Below are 26535 nucleotides of genomic sequence, written 5' to 3'. Positions count from 1 at the left end.
GCGCACATGAATCCGGGGGCCACCGCAGTGCGGCAGCCCCCGGATGGGCATGACATCGGGCCGGTCAGCCCTCGAAGAAGTCCTCCTTGTCGTCGGAGCGGCCCGTGTAGGTGCCGAGGGTGAGCTCGTCGACGGAGTGGATGTTGACTTCGGCGGAGAAGTCGACGACGAGAGTGGTGGGCTGCTCGGCCATGGCCGGCATCCTTGGTCTCAGGGAGTGTCCTGTGAACGGTGCACGTCTAGGAGACCGCCTTCGAACTGACTTCTTTAGAGCATGAGTTGGAGAGTTTCTAGGGGAAGGGTGGGGGATCAGCTCTGGCTGAGCAGATCTGCCACGGCCTTCTGGTGGATCGCGTAGACGTCCGGGAGTTCCGCCAGGGACGCGCGCTCGTCGATGCCGTGCAGGCCTTCGTAGGGGACGCCGAACCCCGCCGTGGCGGGGATACCGTGACCGGCGAGGAGGTTGCCGATGTTCGACGGGCCTGCGGTCTTCGCCCGGACATCGAGCCCGGCGGCCCGAGCCGTGGACAGCAGGGCGGCGGCTGGTTGCTCGTCCTCCTCCAGCCGGAAGGCGGGCCATGCAGCGACCTCGGCGACCTGGGTCGGTACGGGTGCGGGTAGTGCAGCGTCCAGCTCAGCGACAGCTGTGCGGACCAGAGTCTCGGCGTCGTATGTGTCGAAGGTGGGCGTGGTGCGGACGTCCACGTTGATGTCGACGCGGTCGGGGGTTACGGAGAAGCCTTCGCCGCCGTGGAAGGCGGTGACGGTGAGCTTCGGCCCGAGCGGGAACCCGGAGGTGCTGTCGGGGCCCGGCAGCTTGGCGGCGTTGAGCAGGCCCACCAGGTGGGTGGCCCGGGTGATGGCGCTGGTGACGGTGCGGCTGGAACCGGAGTGCCCGGACTGGGCGTGTACGCCGATCGTGGCGCGCCAGAGGCCGCGGCCGCCAACGACGACCTCGTCCATGCCCGGGTATCCGATGATCACGCCGGCCGGGCGAACGGCTTGGGGGTCGGCAAGGTAGGCGCGGGCGCCGCCGAAGTTACCGGTGTGCTCGTCGACGTCCAGGAGCACGGCGAGCCCACCCCCGAAGTCGTGAGGGCGGGCGGCGAGGTCGGCAGCGATATGGCAGTACATCGCCGCGGCGAGCTTGGAGTCGGCCGCTCCCCGGCCCAGAAGCCAGCCATCCCGGACCTGCGCGGACGTGGGATGGAAAGACCAACGGGTGGTGTCCCCGTACGGGGCGGTGTCGACGCACGCGTCGAGCGTCCACCACAGGCCGGGCCGGTCACCCGCGACCTCGACCAGGAGCCCGACCAACGCGCCCACGTTGTCGTGGAGGCGCCGGTGCGGCACCTTTCGGGCAGTCAACCAATCCTCCAGGACGCCTAGGACGGGACCGTAGTCGTCAGCCCCACCACGGCTCGGCTGGCGGACCAGCTCTTGCGCGAGCTCCACCACCGACCGCATCGTCTCGTCCCGCCCGGTCTCCTGAGGGCCATTGGTCATGCCCATCCTCCCCGACTTCCCTATCTGCAACGCACGGGCAGGTCCCGCACGTCTCGTATCGTGCCCAGCAGCCGCGAGGCCGCGCACGCCTCTCGCCCGTGATGGACGAGGCCGGCTGCGGCTTCGCCGTTGAGGACGATGCCGCAGTCGAAGCCGTCCGCGCTGTGCAGAGACGGCAGTGGCACCACGGCCTGTTTCTCCGACGCCACGAAGAACCGCTCCAGCGTCTCCCCGCGGTCGACGATCCCGATGCTCAGCGTTCGGACCCCGTTGCGACGCTCGGCCGGGTCCCTCAGCTCCATGAGCCGCGTCAGGTGCTCGGCCAGCTCCCGGTGGCGGGGCGGACCGTAGAGCACGCGAGTGTGCACCAGCTCCGGGTTCTGTGCGACAGCCGTCTCGATCGCGTCCAGGTATCCCTTCTCGCGGCTCCGGCTCCCCGTCACGACCAGGTGCTCGCGCGCGCCGGTCACCACCGAGGTCATCGCCTCGACCAGGTCGGCCCATCGCGTCACGAGGGTGCCCTGCGCCTGGTGCAGCGCACGCGCGACGCCCTGGTGTGCGTCCTGATGGGCGAACAGCAGCTCACCGGGCTTGTCGTACAGGTCGCAGAGGCCACGTCGGTTGCGTAGTCCTGTACGCCGTCGTCCTGACTCCCAGGCGCTGAGCTGACTGGTGTCGCTCGTCCCGCCCGTGATCGAGTTCAAGAGTGCGACGGCCTCCTCCAAGGTGAGGTTCTTCTCCAGCCGCGCCCTCTTGAGCGCCGATTCTGCCGGCGTGCCCATCGAGACCCCCTCCTCATGACTCCGCCGTGCTTCCAGATGGTCCTGATCGCCGTGCTGGTCGTGCAGGGAAGGGGAGCCCACGCTGTCCAGGCTTCGCAGGAGCCCTTGGACGAGCCGGGCCACGTTCTTGGCCCGCTGGATGGCTGCCTCGGCCGTGACCACGAACGGCGGCACGGGGCTGGCCAGAGGATGTCCTAGGCGTGCGGTCGCCTCGCTGAGGAGGTAGTGCACGCAGTTGGACGACGGCAACGTGCAGGCTGCATCCTGCACGTCGTTGCGCAGCGCCTCGCCGTACCGGTTGAGCTGCGCCACGACGGCGACGGCCTCAGCCACGGTTGGCAGGGTCTCGCCCGTACCCCAGGTGAGCGCCTTGGCCGCGAGCGCGGCCGCGTCTTCATGAAGGGCCCGTGTGCCCCTGGTCATGTCACACCGACGAACTTGAGCGTGGGTGCGTCGGCCGCCGCCTCGGGGCGGTAGTCAGGCTCAGACGAGAGTCGGCGCCTCAGCCTCTCCAACGACTCCTCGGCTGGTGGGAGTCCGGCCTCACGTCGGCGCAGGTCGAGGTTGGCGGCGTCGTTGACCGGCTCCCGCTCCAAGCCCTTGGGGCCGTTGCGGTATTGGGTTCCGAACTCCTGGGCAGCGCCGTACTGGAGGCGGATGCGGTCGTAGAGGTGGGCCCACTGACGGACCGACGCCTCACCGAGCTGCACAGCCCGGTACATGAGCCGCTCGGCGTGCCTCTGGAAGGGGGGCTGATTGTCGGCGCGCAGTGCGATCCGCCAAGCGGCGCTCGCCCCCTCGTCCCCGACCAGTCCTCGGCCCGGCCAGCCGTGAGTATCGGTGATTCGCCGCAGGTAGTCCCCGTTGGTGTAGTCGGTCAGGCGGCCTCGCCCGACCTCCCCGTCCGTGAGCTGCCCGCGCACCAGGCGCGTCCAGTACGCGTCGGCGTTGGCCGCTCGGGCGATCAGCTCCCGGGCGAGGTCCAGACGGAGTCCTCGCGGCGGCGTGGCGGAAGCGTTCTCGGTCACTTCGTTCCTCCAGCTTCCCGCTCCGCCAGGAGCTCAGCGGCCACGGCCGCGAGGCAGGCGGTCAGCCAGAGTCGGTCGGCAGGGGTGTCGGACGAGTCGAACACGAGCGTGGCAACGCGACGCAGGCTGCTCGCTGCCTCTGCACTCTCGGAGGCCTGCGGAAGCAGATGGAGAACTGCTGTGATCAGGTAGCCGCGTGTGTGCTCCATGACCGAGGCGGGAGGCGAGATGCGCTTCTTCCACCATGCCTGGGCCTGCCCGCACCTCCCCCTGATGCCGAGGTGGCTGAGGTCAGCAGAGGAGACCGTCAACGTCTTCAGACGATCCACCAGCGCGTCGAGGGCGAGGGAGTGGGGGACGGGGAACGGCTGGGTGGCGCACACCCTCGTCCCGAACCCGGGGCTGCTGGCCACGCTTCCCTCGTCCCGCAGTTTGCGCACCGCCTCGCTGACATCGCTCGTCGAGGAGACCAGGCTGCGGGCGAGGAGGATGGCCGGAGGGAGCGAGCCGCCCGGCGGGTAGACGCCGGCCTGGATGAGCCGGCGGAGCAGGGCGGCGATCTGTTCGGGCCGGTCAACCGGAGCGTCGACCCACCACGACCTCGTCGCCGATCGGGCGATCAGTCCTTCGGTCTGAAGGTCCTGGAATGCAAGCTCGACCCGGCTGGTGAGAGTGCGGGCACTGCCCATCTCCGCCGCGATTCGACCCGCCGCCAGCCGTGTCCCGGGAAGGTACGCGCCGTTCTTGATCGAAGCACGCACGTGGTCTGCGATCTCCCGAACGCCGGGCCCAGGCGTCTCCGCCTCCATCAGGCCGCGCAGCAGGGAGGCTGCCGCATAGGTGAGGGACTCCAGCGATGGGATCGGTCCGGGCGTGCGGTCCGGTCTCCGAACGGCGGCGAGGAGCCCCTCCCACCGGGCGCGGTCCGCCGGCGACGTGTCCGCCTGGTCCCGGCATGCCTCGGCCCGCGCGATCCACGGCTCCACGAGGGCCCAGACCTTCTCGCGGTCTCGCTCAGCCTCGTTGGGCGTGCGGTGGGGACGGCTCTTCGCTGCGCCGTGCACGCGGGCCAAGGCTGAACGGAGATGTGCGTACCCCGACGGTCTCTTCGAGTCAGAGACAGTCCCAGCAGGGTTCGAGGTGTCCGGCTTGCCGTGTCTCTCATGCATGAGCGGAAGCGTCATCGCTCACCCTCCTCGTTGATCACGACCAGCGATCCCAGGAGATCGGCGGCCGCCATCGCCAGGTGCCGCAGGTGGGCACGATCAGTGATGTAGTCCCCGACAGGGGTTCGGTGCTGCTTCCGCGCCGCTTCGGCGCGAGCGACGGCTCCGGCAACGTCCGGGTACGGCGGCATCCACTCGCGCTTCTTGGCGATCGAGATCAGCCGGTCGAGCATCCGGTCCAGCCGAGTGACGGCGCGACCCATCTCGGCCACGTCGTCAACAGACGGTTTCGGAGAGCGGCGGCGCCAGAGCCGAAGCAGCCCCCGGCCCCACCGCGCAGCGGGCATGTTCATCGGTCCAGACGGAGCCCCCAGGACCTCGTCCAGATCGTTCGCCAAGTCCTCGTCGTTCAGGAACCGCGTCTCCAGCGCGTGGATGACCTCTCGGGCCCCCGAAGCGAACGCGCTCGGTGTGAGCAGAGGACTCACGCCGCCACCGGCCCGGCTTCCCCTTGAGCGTTGGTCTTGGGACGGAGCAAGGTGATGGAGATGTCCTTTCCTCCTGGCACCGTGGACACCGATACCTCGTCGGCGAAGGCGTTGATCAGCGCCCATCCGCGGCCGCTCTCGTCCAGAGGGCCCGGGCTGCCGGGCACGGGCTGCCGTTCGAGGTTGTCGCTCACCACCAGCGTCAGCCCGCCCACTTCCGTCTGCATCAGGAGTTTGGCGCTGGCGCACTGCGTGGAATCCAACCTCGCGTGCAGCAGCACGTTGGTGAGCAGTTCGGTGACGACGAGCACGGCGCGGTCCTCGAAGTAGGACAGGCCCCACATCTGCAGATGAGCCCGAAGCGTCTCCCGGACCGGACGCAGGGAAACGGTCCGCAGGTCGCTCAGATCCATGACGAGTCGCCCAGGCGCGCTCGCCGTCGTCGCCCGCCTGATCCCTCTCTCGCCAACGGTGTTGGTGACGTGCATCCAGTCTTCCGTTCGTCGGCGGAACCCCTGCAAGGAGCTCCGGTTGCGGTGTGTACTGGTGTCGTTTCGATCGGCCACCATTGAGCCAGCGGTGATGCCGAAACGTGCAGGTCCTGATGCCGACAGCCGAGAAGTCGGCATCGCGAGATCCAGGGGGCGGGATGCCACAGCCAGAGAAGCCGCGTACGCCGGGAACTACGCCCGCTGAGTTCTTCGGCTACACCTTGTGGAAGCAGCGCAAGAAGGCGGGCCTCTCAGGAAAGGCTCTCGGCGCGAAGGTGCAGGTCACTGACGACGTCATCTACCGCATCGAGCAGGGTCGGTATCCCAGCTGCCAGTACGACTTGGCTGTCCGTCTCGATCGGTTCTTCGAGACCGACGTCTTAACGGACGCCTGGCCCATGGCCTTCGGGTCTCAGGAAGCCGACAGTGCAGGCTCCGATGCCGACAGGACGCCGGACAGCGTGGAGTTGAACCCAGTACAGGCTGCTGCAGGCAGCATGCTGAACTCCGTTGGATCCGTACGTACAGGAAGCCCTGATCCCATGGACCGCCGCGAGTTCCTTCACGTCGCCGCCCTTGCTCCTCTCGACGTCACCCACCTCCTCGATCCCTCACGGGCCGAACTGCCCACCTCCGTGAGCGTGCTCGACATCCACCAAGTGACCGACCTGGCTACCTACATCAGCCGGATGGATAACGTCTACGGCGGCGGCGGGCTCGTTCGTGACCTGTCTGGACAGTCGATGCGCTGGGCGATCAGCCTGCTGAAGGTCGACTGCCACCCCGCCCTACGAGCGCGGTTGTTCGCTGCTGTCTCACGGCTCGGGATAACGGTTGGCGCGTCTGCCTTCGACGCCTACGCGCACGATGAGGCCACGAAGACGTTCACCTTCGCCGCCCTCTGCGCCGAAGAGGCCCGGGACTGGCACCTACGCGCGAAGGCGTACTCCTTCCTCGCCAGGCAGGCCATCTGGATCGGAGAGCCGGACGACGGCCTGACTCACGCCCAGAAGGGCCTGGTCCGCTCGGACCGACTCACGGCGACGGAACGGGCGATGCTGCACACGGCGACGGCTCGCGCCTGGGGCAAGATGGGGATGGTCCGCGAAACGATGCAGGCAGTGGGGCTCGCGGACGAGGCCTTCGAGGACGCGCGTCCGGAGGAGGATCCGCCTTGGATGGCGTACTACGACGAAGCCCAGCACGCCGGCGACACCGCACACGCCCTCTACGATCTCGTCCTCCTGGCAAATCAGGACCCGGGCCCGGCGGCTCGCCGCTTCGAGCAGGCCGTCCAGGGGCACGGCGAGCAGTTCAAGCGTTCCCGAGCGATCTCACGAACCAAGCTCGCATCCCTGACCATGGCGAAGGCAGACCCCCGAGAGGCTGCCGCCATCGGTCACACGGCGCTCAACGAGGCGGGGCACCTTACGTCTCAGCGAGCGATCGATGATCTACGCGAACTGGCCAGGTACGCGCACCACCACGAAGCCGTCTCCGAGGCCGCTGCCTTGCACGAACGCATCCGAGCTACGGTGCGTTCATGACACCTCCCAACTCCGGCACAGCCCGTGTTCCGCTGGACGACGCGTGCTGCGCCGTCGGGTTGGACAGTGCGGACGCCGTACCGGTGCGTATGGCTGAGAACGAGGTCTGGCGCCTCCCCGGCCGAGGCGTCATCGTCCGCATAGGGCAGGCAGGGCAGGAAGCAGCCGCAAGGCGCGAGGTCGCAGTGGCCAAGTGGCTGCATGGGGGTGGACTGCCTGCGGTGCGCCCCCTGCCTGTGGAGCAACCCCACGTTGTGGGGGATCGTCCTGTCACGTTCTGGCACGAGGTTCGCTCCATCGAGCAAGGTTCCATCGACGACGTCGCCCTGCTGCTGCGCCAGCTTCATGCCCTCACACCGCCGAGTTTCGAACTCGGGCGTCTGGACCCCTTCGTGCGCGTCCCGGAGCGGCTGGATGCAGCGTGGACTCTCTCTCTGGACGACCGACGATGGCTCGCTTCATTGTGCGAGAGCCTGTCCACGGAATGGCAGAGCATCGCGCCACGAGTCGAGACCGCCGTGATCCACGGTGACGCGTGGCCTGGCAACCTCGTCAGGACGCCTGATGGCCCCCTCCTCATGGACCTGGAGCGATTCTCCTTGGGTCCAACAGACTGGGACCTTGTTTCGACGGCAGTCCGATGGCAAACGACAGGTGCTGTCACCACAGGCGAGTACCAGCACTTCTGCAAGGTCTACGGCCGGGACGTGACTACCGCAGGTCACTACCGTCTGCTCGCCGGAGCCAGAGAGCTGCGGATGGTCTCCTACGCAGCTCAGCACGCGACCAGCCACCCCGAGTGGGCCTCACAGGCTCAGCATCGCGTGGACTGCCTGCGCGGCCGAAAGGGCAGTCGGCCTTGGAACTGGAAGGGCATCCTCTAGGCCCGGCCGTCGGGGATCGCGTCCGGACGAGGCCCGAAGCTCCGACGGCAGCGCGGATGGCTGATGGGCCACTCGGCGGCTTCTTCCACGGTGCGCAGCGTGCGGGTGGCCTTGTCAGGGTCCTGGTGGGACGTCCAGCCGCAGTCCAGGCCGTCGAAGACCTCGACCATCGTGACTCCGGCCTCGCGGGACCGGTTGAGGGTGCCGGCGTTGTACGCGACGGAGCTCTTCGTGAGGGTGGCAGCCTCCGCCCACGCGCGGACCGGCACTCGGGCACCGTTCCGGTAGACGACGTGGGTAAGACGGTGATCGGCGGCCAGCCGACGGGCCAGGTTCGTGGCGGCCTGCCTCCCGGTCATGTTCCCCGCCGCCAGGAGCGGCACCTCGCGGCGGGCGGCCGCGCGCGCGGCGCGGTAGAAGCGGTTGGCCATCCGCTCGGCTTCCTGGGAGCGGTGCAAGAAGTCGGCGTAGGAGTCGGAGGCGAGAGCTTGGAGGGCGTCGCGGTGGAACAGGGTCCAGGTAAAGGTGGTCCCCAGGGCTTCGGCGGCGGCCCGCGCGCCTTCCTCGTAGAGATGGGGAAGCTGCCGACGGACGAACAGCTCGGCCTCGTCGTCAACGCGTCGGCGGAAGTCCGCGATGGCCTGCTTGAACTCCTCCAGCGTGGCCGCGGTTGCTTGGGCACGCGGCTTGTCGGCAAGCTGGGTGAGGACGGCGTGCTGCTTGTTGGCGAGCCGCTGCCAGGCGTCGTCCAGGACTGCGGCGACCCGCCGTGCGATCTCGCCCGGATCTCCCGGTGTCAGCGGAGGCCATGTGTACGGCACTCTCCTACCTACCTCGGCGGTGATGCGTCAGGGGCGCGGTGACGAGGTCGACGCTCGCTTCTCCAGGGGCGGGGTCGTCGGGGGCGAGGAGGTCGGCCAGGCCGGCGAGCTGCCTTTCGAGGCCTGCGAGGTTCTGGCTCTGGTCGATGGTGATGACGCCGTCCACGGTCATGCGCAGCGGTTCGGCCAGCAGCGCGGCGCGGCGTTCGGCGAGAACTTCGGCGGCGACGGAGCGGGCTCTGCCGAGCCGCGCGTACCGGGCGGCGAGGTCCTGCTCGTCGGTGGTCGTGCCGAGCTGCGCGCGCAGCCAGGCCAGGATGGTCGGGTCCATGGGCACTCCCCTGGGTACGGGTGTCCGCCCGCGCTCGGAAGCGGCGCGGGCGGACGGTGAGAGGTGGTCGCAGATGTGCTCAGGCGCCGGGCAGCTCGGAGGCCTTGCGGCGCCGAGCGGGCGCCGGGCGCTTGGGCTCCGGCTCCGGCTCCGGCTCCGGCTCCGGCTCCGGCTCCGGCTCCGGCGTAGGGTCCCCGCCAGCCGGCGCGTCCTCACCTCCCGGCTCTGTGGCCGATTCCTCGGTCTCCGACTGGGGGCCGTCCTCCCAGGCGTCGGGGTGGGTGATCAGCTCGGCGACCACCTCCTCGGGTTCGTCGCCCGGGAGGAGGACCACCGGTTCGTGGGTCTCCGGGTGCGTCAGGTGCACGGCGGCGTGCAGGCGGCGCCCCATCACAGCACCTTCGCCACGAGGTGGGCCCGCGGGTCGTGCATGACGGGCATGGCGCTCGCGTTGACCTTGGTCCAGATGCGGATCGGGTCCGAGTCCACGTCCCGGGTGATGACGATGCCGGGCGCTTCCTCCTTCTCGATCTCAGGGTTCTTCCCGGAGGACAGGACGATGGAGTCTGCGTTCAGGCCCCACTGCACGTTGGCCCACTTCTGCCGCTGAGGCGGGACGTAGATGTACCTGTCGTCGGGGATCGGCTTGATCCAGGCGCCGTCGACGCGGACCTGCCCCTTGTAGATGCGGACGGGCGGCAGGCCGTACTCGACGCGCACGCTGTTGACCTGGCTCGGGGTCAGCGAGCTGGTCGGCGTGTTCGAGGGGTTCACCGAGTTGTAGTACGCGGCACGGTACGCCGCGTTGCTCGCCCAGGTGTTGATCACCCGACGCGAGGTGAGAGCGAACTCGGGCTCTGGCGAGCCGATGTCCTCGAGGTACTGGAGCCAGGCGAGCTCGTCGCGGATGGGGTCCGACGTCGGGTCCGACCACACCTTCGGGGCGGTGGGGGTGTTCTCGGCCGGGACGCCGAAGTCGACCTCGGTGATGTAGTTGTTCTCGTTGACCGTCAGCTTGCCGTCGAGGAGGACGTCGGCGGCCGCAAGCTCGATACGGCCCTTGGTCGCCTCGGCGTGCCGCTCGGTGTCCGAGTAGAGGTTGTTCACCAGCCGTTCGGCGTCCGCCCCGCGCTGCATCTCGTCGAGGATGATCTCCTGCTCGCTGACGGTGAGCTTCTGCGAGATGACCGGCAGGCCGCCCTTGCGGGTGGTCTCCCACGCCTCGCGGGTCGCGAGCGGCGCGCTGGCGTCGTACGCCCGGAACTTGGCCGCGTTCACGTAGCGGCCGGAGTCCTTGATCTCCCACATGGTGCTCTGGAGCTTGAGGGCGGGGAAGACAGGGCTGTCGCCCGTGGTGAGCGTCCACTCGTCCGGCGTCGGCACGGCTCGGGCGAAGACGGTCAGGTCGCGGGTGGTGACGTCCTTGATCAGGTCCTGAAGGGTCATGGTTCAGCGGCTCCTTACACGTACCGGATCAGGGCGTTGGTCGAGGTGACGTCGGCGGGGGTGAAGCCGCCGGGGACCTTCGCGGCACGAACGGTGCCGTGCCAGAGCAGCGCGACGGGCACCTTGGTGGCGGTGGGCGCGAAGAGGGTTTCGGCGAGGACGAATCCGGCGAGGATCTGCCGGCCGTCAGCGGCGGCCTTGTCGAAGGGGCCGTAGAGGCCGGAGGCGGTGATCTTGCCGACCGGCACGCCGGACTTGAAGACGCTGTACGGCTGGCTGGTGTCGGTCGACGGCACGTAGTGCGTGCCGGACGTGAATCGGGTGATGTCGAGCGTGACCGTATCGGCGTCATCGGTGCCGTGTCGGCCGCCGAGCCACTCGGTGTTCGCCGTGACGCTGCGCTGCGTCGTGATCGGCTGAAGCATGAAGGTGCCCCTCCCAGGGACGCGATGGCGGAGTCCGCGCGCTCACCTCCTGGTGGCGCCGTCCACGAAGCGGGAGGGGCGTGGTCCCCTGGTCCGGCCTTATCCCGCCGGTGGGAGAGGGTTTGGTCAGCTGATGTAGCCGCGTCGGCGGGCCATGTCGAGTCCTGCCGAGCCGGGCTTCGGCGGGGTCACGCCGCGCGGGGGCGGGCCGCCGGCGGGCGAGCCACCCGGCGCGGGCGGAACGGTCACCCGCCCCGTACCGAACAGCTCCGGACGCCGCTCCGCAAGCTGCTCGACCGCCGCGGCGACCGTCTCCTCGTCGGCGTCATCCTGGCCGTCCAGAGCGCGGTCGATCAGCAGGACGGCGTCGTCCAGATCCTCACCGGCGGCTCCAAGGCCCGCGAGGGCGGCGCGGCGAATCGCGGCGCGCTCCCTTGCGACGGCCTGGGCCTCGCGGGCTTCGGCCCTGCGCAGCTTGTCCTGCGCGGCCTGCTCGCGCCGCTCAACCTCGGACAGCGCGGCCCGCTCGGCGTCGCGCGTCGCGGTGACGAACTCCGTCAGCTTCTCGGTGTCGGCGAACCCGAGGCCGTCGAGGAGCTTCTTCACGGCAGCGCGGCCACCCTGGGTCTTCTCGCGGGCCAACAGCCGAGACAGGTCGTCCTGCGTGACGCCACCGGTTCCCGGGTCGTCGTCGGGCTTGTTCGGGTCGTGCTCGGGCGAGGCACCCAGGATCGGGTAGATGGGCCGCCCGTCACGGCGGTACCCGACCGGGCAGAGCGGGTTGGGGAGCGAAGGGCGCGTCATGCGTGAACCGTCCACAGGTCTCCAGCGCCCCCACGCCGATGATCAGTCTAGCCGCGCGGCGCGACACTCAGCCTCGACCAATACCTGCAAAGCCCTAGCACCCTTAACTTTCCTCGTGATATTTTCACGGCCGTGATTAAGGTTGAGATCGAGCGCATCCGCGACGCGACCGCACAACTCTGCGAGCCCCTTCACGACGCCTTCGCGTGGGCGGTCCAGCGACAGCGAAGCCAGGTCCCCGAGATGGACGGGCACTCCTACGGGTGGTTCCGCACGCATATGACCAGGGCTCTGGTCCACCACCGGCTCGGCGGCGCGGCCCCCGCCCTCGCCGACTGGAAGCTCAGCGGAAACCACCGCCGCAACGGCGAGCTGTGGCTGACGAACAACGAGTACCGGACTCGCCTGCTGCACGGGTTCCGGGACGATCACGTGCCGGCACCGGGCCCTAACCGGCAGCGCCGGGCCTACTACCAAAACCGCCCCCTGACGGAGTTCGGTCAGCCGACCCTGCTGGGCCCCGAGGACAACGACCTGCTTATCCTCTGGCGTATCGACGCCAAGGGAGCACCACTTTTCAGGGTGGTGCGGACCATCGGCGCGTGGCGCTTCGGCAAGGAGCAACTGGTCGACCTGGACTTTCCGCTGCTTGCCAGCGCGTCCGACCTGCGAAACCTTCGCTTCGAGCCGCAAGATGAAGGTCTGGAACTAGAGCTTCCGAACGAGGAGATGAACGATGCAGACGGCACTGGAGGCTTCTCCTGGTGAGCGGCTGCGCACCCTACGTGACCTCCTCGGGCTTACGGGTACGGCCCTCGCAGGCATTGCTGGAGTGAGCCCTAGTTGGATCTCACAGGTGGAGACAGGGGCAAGAGAGCCCTCCGATGATGGATTGCGGAAGATCGCCGGGGCCACCGATACACCCATGGGCTTCTTCTACGTACAGCCATCAACTGTTCCTCTGGACTCACTTCGCTTCCGGAAGATGGCTTCGGCCAGCCGTACCGTCACCCGTCGAGTGAGCGCGTTCTACCAGGAGGGATTTCGCGTAACTGAACATGTCACTAGGCAAGTCGGATACCCAACGCCACCCCTTCCGTATGCCATCGAAGAGCATCTCAGCGACGTCGACATCGAGAATTTCGCTGCACAGACACGTGAAGCATTGCGTCTCGCCGCCGATAAGCCGATCCCGCACCTCACCCGTGCACTTGAGCGCAGCGGCGTCGCTGTCGCACCGATTGTGCTCCCGGACCCGTCAGGCGACACCAGCAGTCCCACTAACAAGCACTTCGGAGTTTCCTATTGGGCTGGGATCTCCGAAACGGCCCTCATCGCATATTTTCCGGGAAACGCAGGTGACAGGGACCGATTCACGCTGGCGCACGAGCTGGGGCACCTTGTGTTGCATACCTTCCGACCCCGCGCAGCGGACCCCGAAGGTGAAGCGAACCGTTTCGCCGCTGCCCTGTTGGTCCCTCTGGAACGAGCCAAGGAAGAACTGACTGATCGCCTCACGCTTGAGGGCTTCGCGCGCCGGAAGGCTACGTGGGGTGTATCGATCCAGGCTCTGATTCTTCGAGGCGCCGCAGTCGGAAACATCAACGATGCCCGAAAGCGATCGTTGTATGTCCAGCTCTCACAGCGAGGCTGGCGAAAGGATGAGCCTGTCGAGGTAGGCCAGGAACACCCACTGCTGCTGTGGTCTCTCCTGAAGAAGCAATACGGCGAACGTCCCTACGTCCCTGCATCTGAAGACCTCGCTATTCAGCCTGCGGTCCTTCGATCACTGGCACCCCAGCCTTCAAGCCCGTCCAGCGCCAGATCCAGCGAGACAGCTGAAGGAACTGTCGTTAGTCTCAGTGACCGACCCGCCCGTCGGCAGCGACGGGCACTCTAGCCGCACATCTCGATACTCCCGCGATCCTTACCAAACAGGACCCCAGGTCCCGCTGGGTCATTTTGGCTGCGAGTTGATATCCAATTCCCTCCGCAGAGCAGCCATAAGGGCATCGCGCTCCTTTTTCCCGGTCTCCATCGAATCCCATTCTGCATTGTACGCGTTGACCATCAAGCGGCGAAGGGTACCTATGTAATCGTCTACAACACTTTTCACGAGATCCCCCGACACGGCTTCCAGATGCAATTGGGCCTGGGTGACCCGCTTGGTCACAGACCCCGTTCGCTGTCGGTACGACGGGGCGCGCTGCACTCCTGGTATCCAACGGCGACGCTTCCATGACCGCCGTTCATCGAATAGGTCGTTGGCGAGCTGCCAGTACTCATCCACTGCGGCCAAGAACTCTTTCACCACGCCGATCTTCATCTTGGTGACTTCTGTCTTAGCCTGAGTCAGCGCGTTGACCTGCGCAACGGTATGGCTCGCCTTCCCAGCGATTATGGCTGCTGAGATCGTCGCTACAGCACCCACGGCAAGTGCCACAATGGCGACTGCGGTATTACCTCCTGTTTGCCCCGAGGTTGGAGCAGGTGAGGGCCCCGATGCAACAGCGAGCGGAAGCTCGAGATGTAGCATTCTCGGCACCTCCCGGGGTCTCCATGCCCAGTTTCTAGTACCGCTCGGCCACATCCCTTTCGCAACTGGATGAGCCCCGGGGCAGACCGGGAACTCACTTCAGCAGTTCGAGGTCACAACCGGGGCGCGGTCCCCTTCTCGTCGAGCCCGCCCTCATGCGCGATGCGCTGGAGTTCGTCGGTCCACGGCTCGCCTTTCAGCAGACGGTTGAAGCCGTCCATCGCAGACCAGAGAAGGGCGAAGGCGATGAACGGCGACCGCTCGGCCAGGTCCTCCGTGTCGGCGGGACGCGTCGGGGTGTCGTAGAGGGTCGTGGTGCTGTCGTCGGAGTCGTCGAAGAAGAACCGGGCGCCCGTCAAGGTCGGGTGAGCCAGCTGCGTCTCTCCCCTCCAGTAGGCGAGGAGCGCCGGAGCGAGACTGGCGATCAGCGGGCCGAGGTTGTTGTACCGGTTGTCCTTGTGGGTGGGGGTGACCGTCGCCTGCACCAAGTCGGCGATCGTCGGGTCGTACTCCATGCCGGCCTCATCCGCCGCCTCGCGCAGCCTCTGCTGCGAGTACTGGAGGGCGCGGTTCATGGAGTCGACGGCGACCGTTCCGTCTGCCGAGAGCCAGCGAATCTGCGCCATGTGCTCGATCAGCGCCCGACGGTTCGCCGCGGCCTCGTGCCCGAACCCCTTCCGGTGCAGAAGGATCACCGCGTGGGTCTGCCGGTGCATGGCGGCCAGCAGGCCCCACGCAACGATGTAGGGCCGCGTGTCGCCCTCGGTCGGGGCGTGGCGAGACACGCCTTCTGTGAGCGCGGCCAGCTGCTCTATGCCCCGGTACGCCCGCTGAGTGTCGGTGGTGACGTCTTGTGCCATGGACCATATGGTGCAGGGTCCCTCCGACGTCGAGGGCGTCTTTTCACGTCACGGCTACTCGGGCGCAATCAGAGGGGCGGCCGGTATCTCGGGTCCCGCCTTCGGGAGACCGAGGTACGCACGGACGGCGCCGTTGTCTCCGGTGGCATCGGCGAGGCGGAGGGCGGCTTCGAAGGCGCGGGACTGGATCCGCACGATCTCGTCCTGTGCGTTGTCGATGGGGTATCCGGCGTCAATGAGCATCTTGACGCCGGTCTCCACCGAGAGGACTCCGGCGCCGACTCCCTTGACCACCTCGTCCAGGACGGCGGCCCGGTCGGTGGGAGTGTGCGGCCCCCACATCAGGCGGGCAGGCACGGACTCCCCCGCGGGCCATCCCTCAGCGTGCCCAGCCTGGTGGAGCCGTTGGACCATGCGCAGCAGGACCGCGTACTTGTGGTTGCGGGCCAGGCGCATGGAGGCGACCAGCGAATCCAGCGGGCCGAGGGCGAGCTGGAGGGCGTAGCCGGAGGGCAGGGCGGTCGGGTCGAGGGTGCCGAGGCCGGCGGCGGTGAGGCGGGAGTTTGCGGCAACGCGGTCGATGAGGTGGTCGACTCGGGCCCGGAGTTCGGCGAGCTGGGCGGAGGTGTCGAGGACGTCCATGCTGCCGTTGTCGTTGAGCTGCCAGACGGTCCCGGCCCGGACCTTCACCGGCAGGGGCTGTCCGGTGGCTCGGTCGATGGGGAGGCGCGCGCCGGACAGGCCGACGATCGGGGAGCCGGTCGTCGCGGAGGCGCCGGAGCTGTCGGTGTCGGTGGCCGACAGCTCGTCGAGGCCTTGGAGGACGGTGGCGATGGTCGGCTTGCCCCAGTGCTCGCCGCTGTTGGGGATGGAGTTGGTGATGTGGATCAGCGGGATGAAGTCGCATCGCAGGTCGAGCCGGTCGAGGACTTCGCCGTCGGCGCGGACGCGGAAGGTGGCCTTGTGCAGCGGCAGGTCGTACAGCAGGTCGGCGTGCGTGAGGTCGTCCAGCTCCCATTCGGCATCCGTGAGGTAGCAGGTCCACGGGCTGGGCCGGTCCGGTGCCCACGGGTAGGGGCGGGTGATGGTGCTGCTGTCCGGGTCGAGCTGGTCGCCGGTAACGAGGACCGGCGTCCCGTCCTCGTCGTACAGGAACTCGCGGACCGCTCCCCCGCCCTTGGCCGTGCCCCGGCGGCTGGCCGGGCCGATGGGGGCGAGCTCGTAGGTGATGCGCCGGACCCTGGTTTTCAGACCGCGCCGCTTGTCCTCGGGCAGCTCCCACGCCAGGTGGACCCGCATCGGGAAGTCTGCGCCGTCCTCACCGTCCTCCGGCCACTCCGGGAAGTACAGGCCCGGGTCCCAAGTACGCAGCAGGACGCGTCCCTTCCCCGGGTCCCATGCCAGGGTGTAGACGCCGTCCCCCAGCAGGATCGCATTCCGCTCGGCCTGCTGGACCCGGAGAGGCAGCAGCTCCTTCTCCGCCCACGCCCGCAGCCGCTCCTGCACGATGCGCGCGGCGTCGGCCTCCGGAGACGGCTCGTCGCCGGCGTGCTCGGCCCCGGCCACGCTGATGGTCTGCTCGGATCCGAGGAGGTAGCCGAGCGCGGTGTCCACGATCTTCGACGGATCGCCCAACTCCCGACGCTCGGCCCCGCTGTCGTCGTCTCCGCTCAGCTCAGCGAGCTGCCCGGCCTGGTTGGAGTCGTAGGCGGCCAGCAGCCGGTAGGCGGCCAGGCGGCGCAGGTCCTCGTCGGGTATCCACGACGACGTCAGGTCCGCCCAGGCGTTCCGCCCCGGGCGGCGCGGGTCGGCCATGGCCGGCTTGTAGTCCAGCCAGCTCCAGGCGTCGGTGATCAGCTCGCGCAGGCCCACAGTGCCCCTCCAGGCAGTCGGCCCCGCGCCAATGATCAGGTTACGGCGTCGCCTCAGCACCGCGCGCTTCGGCCACGGCCTTGCCGTACCCAGGAAGCCCCGGCTGCGGGGAGGAGGAGCAGCCAGCAAGGAACCCTGCTCTGTCGCCCGGGGTCTGCTCCCGTACACCGAGCCACCGAGCACATGCCCGGCTCCGCTTCCCCGTCGAGCGGTCCTCGCCCCGCCTCAAGGCCTGGCGGATCTTCCGCAAAGCACGGGTCAGCCCCAACCGGCTCACGTCAATCACCAAGGCCGTCCTCGCCCTCGAGAGACGACGCTGAAGATCCTTACTGAACACACCCGGGCTGCAAGGCGCTACAGATCCTTCCGTACTCTGAACTCTGCCTTCCCAGCACATTGCGGACCGACGTCCCGTACCATGGCGAAGCGACCTCAGTGGTGTGGTCTGGGATTTCGCGTTCCCCCTGTGCAGGCGAGGTGCCATCAGGAAAACTGCGCTTCAGGCCGGTCGAGCACACCGTTCGCAGGGGCGTTGGAGGGGGAATCGTGGCAAAAGTGACGCTGTCCGAGGCGCTGGCAGAACTCCGCGAAGAGCTGTACAAAGCCGCTGATACCGGTGGCAACGAGCAGTTCAGGTTCGAGGTCGAGCAGGCCGAACTCTGTCTTGAGGTCGAGTTCCGCAAGGACGGCAACGGCAAGGTCAACGTCGAAGTCGGCGCCTTCGGCACCAAGGGTGCAGTGGAGGCCGGAGGTGGGGGTGGGGGCACGCAGCGGCAGACGCTGACGTTGACGCTGAACGTCCGCGACGAGGCCCTGGGTGGACAGCCCGCCCGCATCCGCCGGCACGAGACGCCCGGCGGGGAGCCGAGGGCTGATGTCCCGCCTGGCGGCGACGCCTGAGCAGTTACAAACGTGGAGGCGCGGGCGTAACGGGAGAACGACAGTGGACGCGCAGAGAACGGCGTACATCAAGCCCGACCAGCCGGTGGGCGGGTCGGGTTCGGGGTATCTCATCGGGCCCCGGCTGGTGCTGACCGCGCTCCACGTCGTCCACGACGACGGTGTCCGCGCGTCTGGTGCGACCGTCTGGGTCGGGCATCCTCGCGCGGACTCCGGGCTTCGCGAACGCACCGCGACGGTCATCTGGCCAGCCCCGGATCTCGGCCCGGACAGTGCCGGGGTGCCGGACGTCGCACTGCTGCTTCTGGACCAGGACGCCGATGAAGGCCACACGACGGCCGTGCCTTGGGGCCGGCCCCAGGGCGATGCTCCGCTGGCCTACGCCGGGATCGGGATTCCGGCGTTCCCCACCCTCTCGGGCGGCGGCGTCCAGTACGAGAGCCTCCGCGGCGAACTCGCCCCCCTGACCACCGCCGGCAGACGCTGGGTCCTCGATTGCCGCGTCTGGCCCGCCGCCACACAGCAGAAGGAACGCCCCTGGGCCGGCGCCTCCGGCACGGCCATCTTCACTCACGGACACCTCGTCGGCGTCGCCGTCGAATACGGCACCGGCATGGGCGAACGACGCCTCACCGCCGAACCCGTCCACCTGCTCCTCACCGACCCAGGATTCACCACCCTGCTGACCGAGCACGGTTTCCCCAGCACCCGGAACACAGCCGACGACATCACCGCCGGCGACACCACCATCCAGGCCGAGGCAACCAGCACGGGCACCGTGGTAGACCTCAAGACACTTCGCCCTGACATTCACCTGGTCCTGGACTCGCCCGCGACACGAAGCCGACACGCGTGGTTGGTGCTCGCTGAACAACGCAAGCTCGCTATGGCCGGCGTTCGGACCACTATCGGTGATGAGTCATCCGGTGGACCGGTCGAGATCTCGTTCGCCGACCGCCGCGAGCAACTCACTGAGGCCCTGCGCGAGGCCGGTACTCGTGCTTCGGCTGTGTTGGTATCCGGCGAGTCGGGCATCGGCAAGAGTGCGCTGACGCTGTCGGCCGTCGCCGAGCTGGAAGCCGTAGACCCTGCCGGGTTCCAAGGAGTGGTGGTGAACTTCCGGAGTCTGCCGCAGTCCAGCTTGGAGCTGCGAGCTGCCCTTGGGATGTCGCTGGAGGACGTGCTCGCAGAGACATCGGCACCGTCTCGGGTCTTGGTCATCGACGCGGCTGATGCTGCTCTGGAGCGGTCCGCTGGCCTCTTGGGCGATCTGGTGCTGGCAGCGGCTGCGGCGGGTGTTGGGCTCGTCGCGGTCACATCTGACGTGGCACTGAGTTACGTACGGGAGCAGGTGGAGCTGGGATTCGCGAAGTCCGTTTCATCTTTCGCGATGCGGCCGTTGGGCGATGAGGACATCTCGGTCGTCTCAGGCCGCTTTCCACTCTTGCGCACGGTTTTGAGAGACCTACCCGTGAACTCGCTGCTGCGCAGGCCCGTCGTGTTGGACCTTCTGGTCCGAACCGGGGCGGAGCCAGATAGCTCACTGGGTGAGTGGGAGTGCCTTGATCTGGTGTGGAGCAGGATCGTACGAGGCGATGGGCGACCAGGCGTCGGCTCGGCGGAGGCACGCGAACAGACCTTGCTCGCGGTAGCCGCAGAGACCATACGGCTGCCCGAGGCCCGTGGACCTGGCGCAGGCATCGACGCCGCAGCGGTCGATGCGCTGCGTCGGGATCATCTGCTCGCGCCACCGAGCCGGTATCGGAATAGGCCGGACTTTGCACATGACGAAATCCGACGGTATGCGACCGCCATCCTTCTCGTCCGTGGTCAAAGTCCCACCGAGTTGCTGCAGGCAGCGGGAGCGCCGCGGTGGGCGTTGTCGGCCGCCACTCTTGCATGCGAGGGGCTGCTGAAAGCACCGGACGCTCGACCCGTCCGGAAGTTTATCGAACTGCGCTCGCAATTCGAGGTTTTCGCAGCAGCACGCGGACCCAGGTGGACTGACGTTCCGGTGGAGGCAGTTTTTGGAACGCCATTCGCGTACGAATGTCTGAAATCCGCGTGTGCGAATCAATCTGTCGGTCTGGCACTCGACGACGTGATTCGAGTCGTTCAGCAGAGACATAAGGTCAACGGGCTTATAGACCATCTCATCACGAATCCTGTTGTGCAGATTCTTCTCGATGAGAAAAACCCCTGGGACGTGTCGAAAGATTCGTTCGAATTGCTCTCGGACTGGCTACAAGCCCTGTCCCTAGCAGACGCCCCGGTCGGCAACGAACTGCGAATCCGCCTACGGGACCGCCTCCTTTCCCATTGGAACTCATTTCCTCGACGCGAAATCGAAGCGGACGTACCGTCCGGGGGAATTTTGCAACGCCGTCGACGCCGACGTGAGCTGGACCGCCACCTGACAAGGGAGAATTTCGTCGAAACGTTGGCGCTGCTCGGCCCGGACATTGATGATGCCGTCGAAGCGTGCCTTCGAGCTATTGCGGACGATGCGCCGGCGTTCCTGGCTCCGGCTGCGGACTCGCTATGGAGCGCCCGGGCCCTGGCGCAGAAGGATCCAGAGCTATTGGCGACGTTGATGGTGGCCTACTACATCGACGACGAGCCAAGCTGGCACAGAGCTGAGGGGGTCCGAGGGCATCAGGGGCGGTGGAGGGGTTTCGGAGCACCTCTTTTCCAGTACTACTTTGGTGGGTTCTGGCAGCTGTTCCAGACGGCACCGCTGTCGACCTCTGTGCGGGTGTTGAACAGTATCCTCAATAGCGGCGCGCAGGCACGCGTGGCAACGCTGTCGCGACCTAGTCCGCCTCACGCGTTGCATGATCCTTCCGATGAAGAGGATGAGGGTTCTGATGGTGAGACGGAGAAGAGGGAAGGAGAAGACCGCGGTGCGATTCTGAGCATTGACGGAACTACCCGCCTGTACGTGGGCGACAGTCATGTATGGAGCTGGTACCGGGGCACGTCGGTCGGGCCGCACTCGGCGATGAGCGCACTCCAGGCAATGGAACGACTTATCGACACGTTGTTGAGTCGGGGTGCGTCACCAAGAAGGATCGTCGCGATACTCCTAAACGGCTGCGAAAACCTGGCTGTTCCGGGGATGCTGTTCGGTCTGCTCGTGCGTCACATGGAGAACGTTAGCACCGAACTTGATCTTTTCCTCGCCGAACCAATCGTATGGGATTTGGAGTTCAGTCGCGCAACGAATGAGTATTCAGGCTTGCGCGCGAAAACTGAAGGGCTCGCGAACCTCGAACGTCGTCAATGGACACCGCGTGAGGTAGCTATGCGACTGATGCTGCAAGGCGGGCAGGAGCGTGCCCAGGCTTTGAAGAAGGTCGCCGATAGCCTTGTCGAAAATGGCGACCGTCTCGGTGTCAGCCAGGAGCTCACGAAGAATTGGGCCGCCAGTCTGGATGTGGACCGGTATCGAATTCAGCAGCATGGCAATGAGATGCACATCGAGGTCGAGCCCCCGCCAGAGCTGCGTGCCGCACTGGAGAAGCACGCGGTTTCCCAGGAGGCCATACAGACCAGCCTGCGACTGCAGAATCGGTATTGGGGCTCGGTCAAGCATGACGTCGAGCACGTGCCGCTCCCGTCGGAGCAGATCGCCGCGGACCTGGCGGCAGGCCGTGCCCTGCTGGAGGCTGATGGAGATACGAGCGCGACTCGGCATGTGGATGCCGTTGCCCATGTTGTCCGAGCGGCGGTCGAACGAGCCGCCTCTGGTGATATGGAAGCGCTGGGCAACGAAGCGCAGTTCGCAACCGAGCTCGTCCTCGGCATCGCATTGTCGTTCAAGGAGGCCGAGGACCAACGCCACGAGGACCAGTACTTCGACCTAGGTGCCGACCGAGCCGCGGCTCAAGCCGTGCCAGCGTTCCTCACGCCCGCCCTAGCAGCGCCGCTGGAGACGATCGACGGCTCGACCGAAGATGTTGCCGAGGCTGGTCTCGCTATGGCAGGCAAGGCGTCCTTGGAGACTCGGCTATACCTGGCCCGTGGGTGCGATGTCGTCTGGAGGTCCCCATGCCGCTTCGACCCTTGCATCCACCAGACCGTATTGAACTGGTTGCTTGAAACCGCCCGTGGCGCAGAAATCGGCCCGTGGGACCAGAACGGCCAGCGGCGGCCGAATGTTCAGATTGCCGGTGACGTTGCCGAACGCCTCCAGGAACTACGGAGTGACTCCGTAGACATCGCGGTTCTGGACGCAGCCATTCGCGGACTTGGAGTAGCAGCGTCGACAGACCACTGTTGCACCGACGCCGCAGCCACGCTGTTCGCCGCGTTTCTCGACGTCGAACGACGCGCCATGGTCACGCAGGAGAGTAAGGGCTGGTCTGCGGACGACCGGGGGGCGCACGCCCTCGTCGCCGCACGCGCTCTGCTCGAAGGCTTCGCAAAGAACGGCGATGCCGGACCGTTGCTCGAACACCTCGATGTCCTTCGCGCCAGTGCACAGCTGATGTCGAATTTTCTCCACGGCCTTGCCGCAGCAGGTGCAGAGAACGAACGCTTGGCCGAAGCTGCCCGAGATGTCTGGCCGTCGTTGCTGCGCCGTGCCCTGGGGTACCTGAGCGACGACTCGAGCCCTTACAGCGACCCCCACTGGGGGGACTGGGCTGCCGCTGCCCTGCTGCCGGACCCTCTTGCGTGGGCGCAGGGCCTGTACAACGAGGTCGTCGGTGAACCCATCGACTGGATCCGCGCTAAAGACCTCGTTGAGGTGATTGACGATTGGCTGCCGGCCGCTCGAGGTGAGGTCAAATCCGTCGACGCGCTCATCCGCATCCTGCGAAAACTCCCGGAGGAAGTGCAAGTCGCCCGCGGCGTCTCCTGGGTCTCCGACCTGTGCATTCAAGATGGGCGTGTCACGGTCAAGCAGTCGTGGCTTTCGAACAGCTGGCTCAAGGAAATTCGTGGAATGGCCGATGAACTCGACGAGTTGGACGAGTGGCAGATTCTCGTCGACTCCCTGGTCGTCGCCGGCAACGAGGGGCTGGCGCCGTACAGCAGGTGATGCCTCAGATTCCCTGCCGTCCTCTCTTGACTCTTCCGGATCTACAGCTAGTTCCGGCAGTGGATCTTGATCAATGGCTTCTTCAAGTGGACACCGATCGGGTGACGGCCTGACCCGTGAAGGCGAGCACCACTGCAGGACAAAGGCCGGTCAGCCCCACAGGGTCGTTCACTCTACGGGGCGGCCGCTGAAGAAGCTCAGTAATGCAGGTGACGGCCAGCACGATTCCGTAGGCCGTGATGGTCCAACTCCCCCGGATTGTCATGATCGCGAGGCTACCGGAGCGGTCGCGCAGGCAAAGCAGAAGTCCACCGGCCGGTCCGGGGCGGCTGCCGTGGCGGCTCCCTGGATGAGCAGAGCGTGCTGGCACTGCGGGCACGTGTGGACCTCGGGCGTAAGGTCAAACGCCTCCTCGTTTCCGAAGTGGCCGAGGATCACGCCGGCGTACTCGTGGGCCGCCTCCCGGGGAGTGAGCCGCTCGGTGCAGAACAGGCACTCGACGTTGAACATGTCGTCGATGTCGAGGTCGTCGACGTCCTGGGCGTCTTCATACCCGCGTGCAACCAGTGCCCACTGCCTGCACAGCGGGCATTGGACGGTCGAGCGCCGGACCGGCCCGAGTCGGGGCGCCAGATCCTTCATGCGCTCGCGGACATACTCCTCGATGAACGCGAGCCCGTCACGGACGTGCCTCATCTCCTCCCGAGCTTCGCTGAGCTCGGGCGCCTGCAGCCACGGGAGAAGGTGATCCTCCACGAACGCGACGAGGAAGTTCAGGACCCGGGCGGTGGTCGAGGCCACCACGCTCGCGCGAGCCTGCTCTCCGGTCAGCCCCCAGTGCTGCAGCGCGTTGCGGCTGCGGGCGAGGTCCTTGAGCGCCTGCTCCTCCCGGCCGGTGAAGGTGATCCCCACGATGTTCTTCAGTCGCTGCCGGGTCTCGTCGGGGCTGCAACTGGAGAGTGAGCCATCCTCCAGGGCCTCGCGGGTGGCCTGGCCAGGGTGGGTGAAGACCAGGCTCCAGTGCTCGATGAGCAGCCGGGCCTTGAGGAGGACCTCAGCCCCGGCGGCCAGGTGCAGCACCGCGTACTTCAACTCCCGGGCGGGGGAGCCGCCGGAGTCGCGCTCCAGCAGGTCGACGACGCTGACGAGGTAGTCGAGACCGTTGGCGACGGGCGGGAAGTGCGGATCGCCAACGAACTCGGCCTTGCGGATCCGGTGGGCGGACGGCCAGCGTGCCACCTGCGGCACGATGTTGGCTGGCCGCTCGGTGTCGTCCCCGACGATGCCCGTGGGTAGGTTCGTCACGACGGGCCTCTCCCCTCTCGTTGGCTCCTGGAGAACCAGGCTCGTATAGGGGAATTTAGACGAGCAAGCACCTCAGCATGGCTTGGTGTGCGACGTGATGAATGCAGCTTCGGGAACCGCTCACACCGGAAGACGGCGGTCTGCCGCAGTGAGCGCGTCAGCCCCACATGCCGAGGGCGGCCTCTTCGAAGAACCTGCTCCAATCGCCGTCCTCGCTGGCAAACGGTGTCTCGTCGACCCGGGTGATGCTCTCGCGGAGAGTCTCTACGGCTTCCGCGCGTCCCTGGTCGTCGTCACGGGGGAGCCTCTTGAGCTCGGCGAGACCAGCCTCGACCACAGAGAGGGTATGGACGAGCGAGGAGACATCCTGGTGCATGGGGACGTAGAACTCCTCGCCTTCGGCGAACGAGTAGATCTGCCCGGTCTGGGGATCGAGAGCGACGGTGGCGTACTGGAACTCCCCGAGGACCTCCCACTCCTCGGTCCCCTCGGGGAGGACGGCGCCTTCGGCGTCGAAGGTGGCCTGTAGGGAGGGTCGGCACTCGAGCTGGTCGGGGGAGCCGAGGTCGAGTTTGGTGGAGAACAGCTTGCTCGACGGCAGACCCACGGTGGCCAGGAACCTGGCTGTGCCTGGGTGCATGCGGCTGGTGGAGCGGGGGAAATAGGTGACGCCGGTGAGCCCGAACGCGCTCAGAACCTGGTCGGCCCGGATGTCGATCAGCACGGTTCAGCCTTTCTTATGGGTGGCCTTGGGCTTTGTGGCGTTTCTCCAATTCTGCCATGTAGTCGCGATGCTCCTTGTCGCGCTTGTAGAGGTTCTTCTCCGACTGGTCATAGGTGTTGGTGTGGCTAACTTCCAGGTCAGGGTTCTTCGATTTGAAGTGGAGGTCTAGCCATTGATCGCACTTGGGGGAGAGCTGGCATGGCTCGCGTTCGGTGTAGACGGCGGCGAGGTTGGCCTCTTTGCCGTGCCTGAGCAGTGGATAGCCGAGGGTGCGTTCGGAGTGGGGGCCTTCGCTGTCACCGACGAGGATCATCTCTTTGCCGGTCTCGGGGTCGATGTACCGACCGGCGGCGAAGTTGGAGCCGGTGTAGTCCTGCTTGGCGTAGCGTGCGATCTCTGTGGCGCGGGACAAGTCCGTGCTTCCCGGGTCGATCTTCGTCGAGGTGACCTTGGGGCCCTTACGGCCAGCGGGCAGGTTGAAATCGTGCTTCTCACGGGGGGCGGGCCGCCAGACGGTGCCGTCCTTCTCCATGATGTCCCAGATCCCGGAGCTGTCGGTCTTGGAGACGCTGCTGGTGGTGCCGTCGTAGTGCAGGACCTTCACTGACCCGTCGGCGTTCAGCAGGTACATCGGGACGTCGTCGTCATCGCCGTCGCACTTCTTGAACTTTTCCTTGACGTCGTCGTCGTGGTCCTTGTGGCTGCCCTTGCTCTTGTCGATCTTGCCGCCGTGGTCCTCGAGAGTCTTGACCATCTCGTCGGCCTTCTTGTCGACCGCGTCCTCGGCCTTGTCCATGACGGTGGCGAGCTTGTGGAACCTGCTGTCCTTCTTCACGGACGACTTGCGGCTTGCGCCGCCTTCCTTGAACTCGCCCTTCTTCTTGTCGAAGTTGTTGGCGGTCTTCTGGTAGTCGCCCGCTGCGCTCTCGAACTCGACGAACTCGATGACGAGGTCCTGGGCCATGTCCGCGCTGCCCGATGCCATCACGTCGTAGGTGCCGCCGCCACCGAGCTGATCGGAGAACAGCTTCTCGATCTCGGCGAGGATCTTGCCTTCGATCTTGTCAGTGACGATCGACGTGATCTGCTCGATGGCGTAGTCGATGGCTTCCTGGATGATCAGCCGGGCGGCGGCGATGGCCGCGGCAGACAACAGGCCGCTGAGTCCGACAGTGAAGAACATGCCGACGACACCCGCCGTGGCGGCCGCCGCTGTAGCGGACAGTTTGGTGATGATGGCGATCTTGCAGGCGACGATGAGACCGGCACACTCATCGAGCGCGCCGCCTAGATCGTCGCAGCCCTTCGCGAAGGTCGACAGGTCTCTCGTCGTGAGCTTGCCCCAGCGGCGGTCGATGGCCTTGACCGTGTCGCCCTTGCTCTTGCCGGCGACGATGTGGGAGCAGGCGTCGTTGCCTTCCTTGACCGCGTCGCGGATACCCTCGGCCAGTTTGCGAAAGTCTTTGGCCGAGGCTTTGACTTCATCCTCGTCGATCTGCGGCCAGTCGACGCCCACCAGGTCGAGAACTTCGACCAAGTCGTCGGGCAGTGTCATCCCCATTGGTTACCCCCGTC

At 66.7% G+C, this 26535-nt stretch carries 25 protein-coding genes and 1 pseudogene; 7 read left to right on the top strand and 19 right to left on the bottom strand.

All coding sequences use genetic code 11. The features are described from left to right. Nucleotides 1–64 precede the first annotated feature (64 nt). From ACRRSS_RS06295 to ACRRSS_RS06265, 7 genes are all read right to left on the bottom strand, one after another. Nucleotides 65–193 carry a hypothetical protein gene (locus ACRRSS_RS06295; protein WP_435970221.1) on the bottom strand — a complete coding sequence of 43 codons (129 nt, stop codon included), beginning with the start codon at nt 191–193 and terminating at the stop codon, nt 65–67. A 116-nt stretch (nt 194–309) separates the two neighbouring features. After that, nucleotides 310–1506, bottom strand: a complete 1197-nt coding sequence (locus ACRRSS_RS06290) for a M20 family metallopeptidase (RefSeq protein ID WP_435970220.1) — start codon at nt 1504–1506, stop codon at nt 310–312. A gap of 20 nt (nt 1507–1526) precedes the next feature. Continuing rightward, a complete protein-coding gene (locus tag ACRRSS_RS06285) occupies nt 1527–2621 on the bottom strand; it encodes a hypothetical protein (RefSeq protein WP_435970219.1) in 1095 nt (364 codons plus the stop codon). An 86-nt stretch (nt 2622–2707) separates the two neighbouring features. After that, entirely contained in the window at nt 2708–3316 is a 609-nt protein-coding gene (locus ACRRSS_RS06280) for a DUF6624 domain-containing protein (RefSeq protein ID WP_435970218.1), read from the bottom strand. Then, nucleotides 3313–4500, bottom strand: coding sequence for a GntR family transcriptional regulator (locus ACRRSS_RS06275; protein WP_435970217.1), 1188 nt, complete (start codon nt 4498–4500; stop codon nt 3313–3315). The genes ACRRSS_RS06280 and ACRRSS_RS06275 overlap by 4 nt, the downstream gene beginning before the upstream one ends. Beyond that, nucleotides 4497–4880: a hypothetical protein gene (locus tag ACRRSS_RS06270; RefSeq protein ID WP_435970216.1), complete on the bottom strand. Its 384-nt coding sequence runs from the start codon at nt 4878–4880 to the stop codon at nt 4497–4499. The genes ACRRSS_RS06275 and ACRRSS_RS06270 overlap by 4 nt, the downstream gene beginning before the upstream one ends. An 86-nt stretch (nt 4881–4966) precedes the next feature. Continuing rightward, a complete protein-coding gene (locus ACRRSS_RS06265) occupies nt 4967–5458 on the bottom strand; it encodes an ATP-binding protein (RefSeq protein WP_435970215.1) in 492 nt (163 codons plus the stop codon). A gap of 161 nt (nt 5459–5619) precedes the next feature. On the opposite strand from ACRRSS_RS06265, the gene ACRRSS_RS06260 reads away from it, so the two are divergent. Continuing rightward, nucleotides 5620–7008, top strand: a complete 1389-nt coding sequence (locus ACRRSS_RS06260) for a helix-turn-helix domain-containing protein (RefSeq protein WP_435970214.1) — start codon at nt 5620–5622, stop codon at nt 7006–7008. Further along, nucleotides 7005–7892: a phosphotransferase family protein gene (locus ACRRSS_RS06255; protein WP_435970213.1), complete on the top strand. Its 888-nt coding sequence runs from the start codon at nt 7005–7007 to the stop codon at nt 7890–7892. The genes ACRRSS_RS06260 and ACRRSS_RS06255 overlap by 4 nt, the downstream gene beginning before the upstream one ends. On the opposite strand, the gene ACRRSS_RS06250 is transcribed toward ACRRSS_RS06255, so the two are convergent. From ACRRSS_RS06250 to ACRRSS_RS06225, 6 genes are all read right to left on the bottom strand, one after another. Continuing rightward, nucleotides 7889–8713 carry a hypothetical protein gene (locus ACRRSS_RS06250; RefSeq protein ID WP_435970212.1) on the bottom strand — a complete coding sequence of 275 codons (825 nt, stop codon included), beginning with the start codon at nt 8711–8713 and terminating at the stop codon, nt 7889–7891. The genes ACRRSS_RS06255 and ACRRSS_RS06250 overlap by 4 nt on opposite strands. Before the next feature lie 4 nt (nt 8714–8717). Then, entirely contained in the window at nt 8718–9044 is a 327-nt protein-coding gene (locus ACRRSS_RS06245) for a hypothetical protein (protein WP_435970211.1), read from the bottom strand. Between the two features lie 79 nt (nt 9045–9123). Continuing rightward, nucleotides 9124–9435 (bottom strand): hypothetical protein, encoded by a 312-nt coding sequence (locus ACRRSS_RS06240; RefSeq protein WP_435970210.1) that lies wholly within the window; start codon nt 9433–9435, stop codon nt 9124–9126. Next, nucleotides 9435–10490, bottom strand: a complete 1056-nt coding sequence (locus ACRRSS_RS06235; RefSeq protein ID WP_383045895.1) for a major capsid protein — start codon at nt 10488–10490, stop codon at nt 9435–9437. The genes ACRRSS_RS06240 and ACRRSS_RS06235 overlap by 1 nt, the downstream gene beginning before the upstream one ends. A gap of 14 nt (nt 10491–10504) precedes the next feature. Further along, nucleotides 10505–10915 carry a head decoration protein gene (locus tag ACRRSS_RS06230; protein WP_435970209.1) on the bottom strand — a complete coding sequence of 137 codons (411 nt, stop codon included), beginning with the start codon at nt 10913–10915 and terminating at the stop codon, nt 10505–10507. A gap of 126 nt (nt 10916–11041) precedes the next feature. After that, nucleotides 11042–11719, bottom strand: a complete 678-nt coding sequence (locus tag ACRRSS_RS06225; protein WP_435970208.1) for a hypothetical protein — start codon at nt 11717–11719, stop codon at nt 11042–11044. Nucleotides 11720–11851: 132 nt separating this feature from the next. Between ACRRSS_RS06225 and ACRRSS_RS06220 the strand changes: the two genes are divergently transcribed. Further along, nucleotides 11852–12487 carry a hypothetical protein gene (locus tag ACRRSS_RS06220; protein ID WP_435970207.1) on the top strand — a complete coding sequence of 212 codons (636 nt, stop codon included), beginning with the start codon at nt 11852–11854 and terminating at the stop codon, nt 12485–12487. Continuing rightward, nucleotides 12456–13619, top strand: coding sequence for a helix-turn-helix domain-containing protein (locus ACRRSS_RS06215; RefSeq protein ID WP_435970206.1), 1164 nt, complete (start codon nt 12456–12458; stop codon nt 13617–13619). The genes ACRRSS_RS06220 and ACRRSS_RS06215 overlap by 32 nt, the downstream gene beginning before the upstream one ends. A 57-nt stretch (nt 13620–13676) precedes the next feature. Here the strand turns inward: ACRRSS_RS06215 and ACRRSS_RS06210 are convergent, their stop codons facing one another. The 3 genes from ACRRSS_RS06210 to ACRRSS_RS06200 form a co-directional block, all read right to left on the bottom strand. Beyond that, complete coding sequence (locus tag ACRRSS_RS06210) at nt 13677–14255, bottom strand: hypothetical protein (protein ID WP_435970205.1); 579 nt, start codon at nt 14253–14255, stop codon at nt 13677–13679. Nucleotides 14256–14368: 113 nt separating this feature from the next. Continuing rightward, on the bottom strand, nt 14369–15115 hold the full coding sequence (locus ACRRSS_RS06205; RefSeq protein ID WP_435970204.1) for a DUF5677 domain-containing protein: 747 nt from the start codon (nt 15113–15115) through the stop codon (nt 14369–14371). 54 nt (nt 15116–15169) lie between these two features. Next, complete coding sequence (locus tag ACRRSS_RS06200) at nt 15170–16987, bottom strand: hypothetical protein (RefSeq protein ID WP_435970203.1); 1818 nt, start codon at nt 16985–16987, stop codon at nt 15170–15172. Nucleotides 16988–17160: 173 nt separating this feature from the next. Here ACRRSS_RS06200 and ACRRSS_RS06195 point away from each other — a divergent pair. From ACRRSS_RS06195 to ACRRSS_RS06185, 3 genes and pseudogenes are all read left to right on the top strand, one after another. Then, nucleotides 17161–17307 (top strand): annotated as a pseudogene (locus tag ACRRSS_RS06195) (IS5/IS1182 family transposase); the annotation flags it as partial. 226 nt (nt 17308–17533) lie between these two features. Then, on the top strand, nt 17534–17887 hold the full coding sequence (locus ACRRSS_RS06190) for a trypco2 family protein (protein WP_266745045.1): 354 nt from the start codon (nt 17534–17536) through the stop codon (nt 17885–17887). 43 nt (nt 17888–17930) lie between these two features. Next, nucleotides 17931–22931 carry a hypothetical protein gene (locus tag ACRRSS_RS06185; protein WP_435970202.1) on the top strand — a complete coding sequence of 1667 codons (5001 nt, stop codon included), beginning with the start codon at nt 17931–17933 and terminating at the stop codon, nt 22929–22931. Between the two features lie 261 nt (nt 22932–23192). Here ACRRSS_RS06185 and ACRRSS_RS06180 read toward each other — a convergent pair whose 3' ends face one another. From ACRRSS_RS06180 to ACRRSS_RS06170, 3 genes are all read right to left on the bottom strand, one after another. Further along, nucleotides 23193–24236, bottom strand: a complete 1044-nt coding sequence (locus ACRRSS_RS06180; RefSeq protein WP_435970201.1) for a hypothetical protein — start codon at nt 24234–24236, stop codon at nt 23193–23195. A gap of 157 nt (nt 24237–24393) precedes the next feature. Continuing rightward, nucleotides 24394–24960 (bottom strand): SUKH-4 family immunity protein, encoded by a 567-nt coding sequence (locus ACRRSS_RS06175; RefSeq protein WP_435970200.1) that lies wholly within the window; start codon nt 24958–24960, stop codon nt 24394–24396. 13 nt (nt 24961–24973) lie between these two features. After that, a complete protein-coding gene (locus ACRRSS_RS06170; RefSeq protein WP_435970199.1) occupies nt 24974–26515 on the bottom strand; it encodes a nucleic acid/nucleotide deaminase domain-containing protein in 1542 nt (513 codons plus the stop codon). Nucleotides 26516–26535: the final 20 nt, after the last annotated feature.

The sequence above is a fragment of the Streptomyces sp. Qhu_M48 genome, from assembly GCF_051305195.1.
Taxonomy (GTDB): Bacteria; Actinomycetota; Actinomycetes; order Streptomycetales; family Streptomycetaceae; genus Streptomyces.
This window is presented reverse-complemented; position numbering and strand designations above follow the sequence as displayed.

Excerpts from the sequence above, each read along its gene's own strand:
- ACRRSS_RS06295 (WP_435970221.1), bottom strand. The coding sequence starts at position 193 with ATGGCCGAGCAGCCCACCACTCTCGTCGTCGACTTCTCCGCCGAAGTC.
- ACRRSS_RS06290 (WP_435970220.1), bottom strand. The coding sequence starts at position 1,506 with ATGACCAATGGCCCTCAGGAGACCGGGCGGGACGAGACGATGCGGTCG.
- ACRRSS_RS06275 (WP_435970217.1), bottom strand. The coding sequence starts at position 4,500 with ATGACGCTTCCGCTCATGCATGAGAGACACGGCAAGCCGGACACCTCG.
- ACRRSS_RS06265 (WP_435970215.1), bottom strand. The coding sequence starts at position 5,458 with ATGCACGTCACCAACACCGTTGGCGAGAGAGGGATCAGGCGGGCGACG.
- ACRRSS_RS06260 (WP_435970214.1), top strand. The coding sequence starts at position 5,620 with ATGCCACAGCCAGAGAAGCCGCGTACGCCGGGAACTACGCCCGCTGAG.
- ACRRSS_RS06255 (WP_435970213.1), top strand. The coding sequence starts at position 7,005 with ATGACACCTCCCAACTCCGGCACAGCCCGTGTTCCGCTGGACGACGCG.
- ACRRSS_RS06245 (WP_435970211.1), bottom strand. The coding sequence starts at position 9,044 with ATGGACCCGACCATCCTGGCCTGGCTGCGCGCGCAGCTCGGCACGACC.
- ACRRSS_RS06240 (WP_435970210.1), bottom strand. The coding sequence starts at position 9,435 with ATGGGGCGCCGCCTGCACGCCGCCGTGCACCTGACGCACCCGGAGACC.
- ACRRSS_RS06235 (WP_383045895.1), bottom strand. The coding sequence starts at position 10,490 with ATGACCCTTCAGGACCTGATCAAGGACGTCACCACCCGCGACCTGACC.
- ACRRSS_RS06230 (WP_435970209.1), bottom strand. The coding sequence starts at position 10,915 with ATGCTTCAGCCGATCACGACGCAGCGCAGCGTCACGGCGAACACCGAG.
- ACRRSS_RS06225 (WP_435970208.1), bottom strand. The coding sequence starts at position 11,719 with ATGACGCGCCCTTCGCTCCCCAACCCGCTCTGCCCGGTCGGGTACCGC.
- ACRRSS_RS06215 (WP_435970206.1), top strand. The coding sequence starts at position 12,456 with ATGCAGACGGCACTGGAGGCTTCTCCTGGTGAGCGGCTGCGCACCCTA.
- ACRRSS_RS06210 (WP_435970205.1), bottom strand. The coding sequence starts at position 14,255 with ATGCTACATCTCGAGCTTCCGCTCGCTGTTGCATCGGGGCCCTCACCT.
- ACRRSS_RS06205 (WP_435970204.1), bottom strand. The coding sequence starts at position 15,115 with ATGGCACAAGACGTCACCACCGACACTCAGCGGGCGTACCGGGGCATA.
- ACRRSS_RS06170 (WP_435970199.1), bottom strand. The coding sequence starts at position 26,515 with ATGACACTGCCCGACGACTTGGTCGAAGTTCTCGACCTGGTGGGCGTC.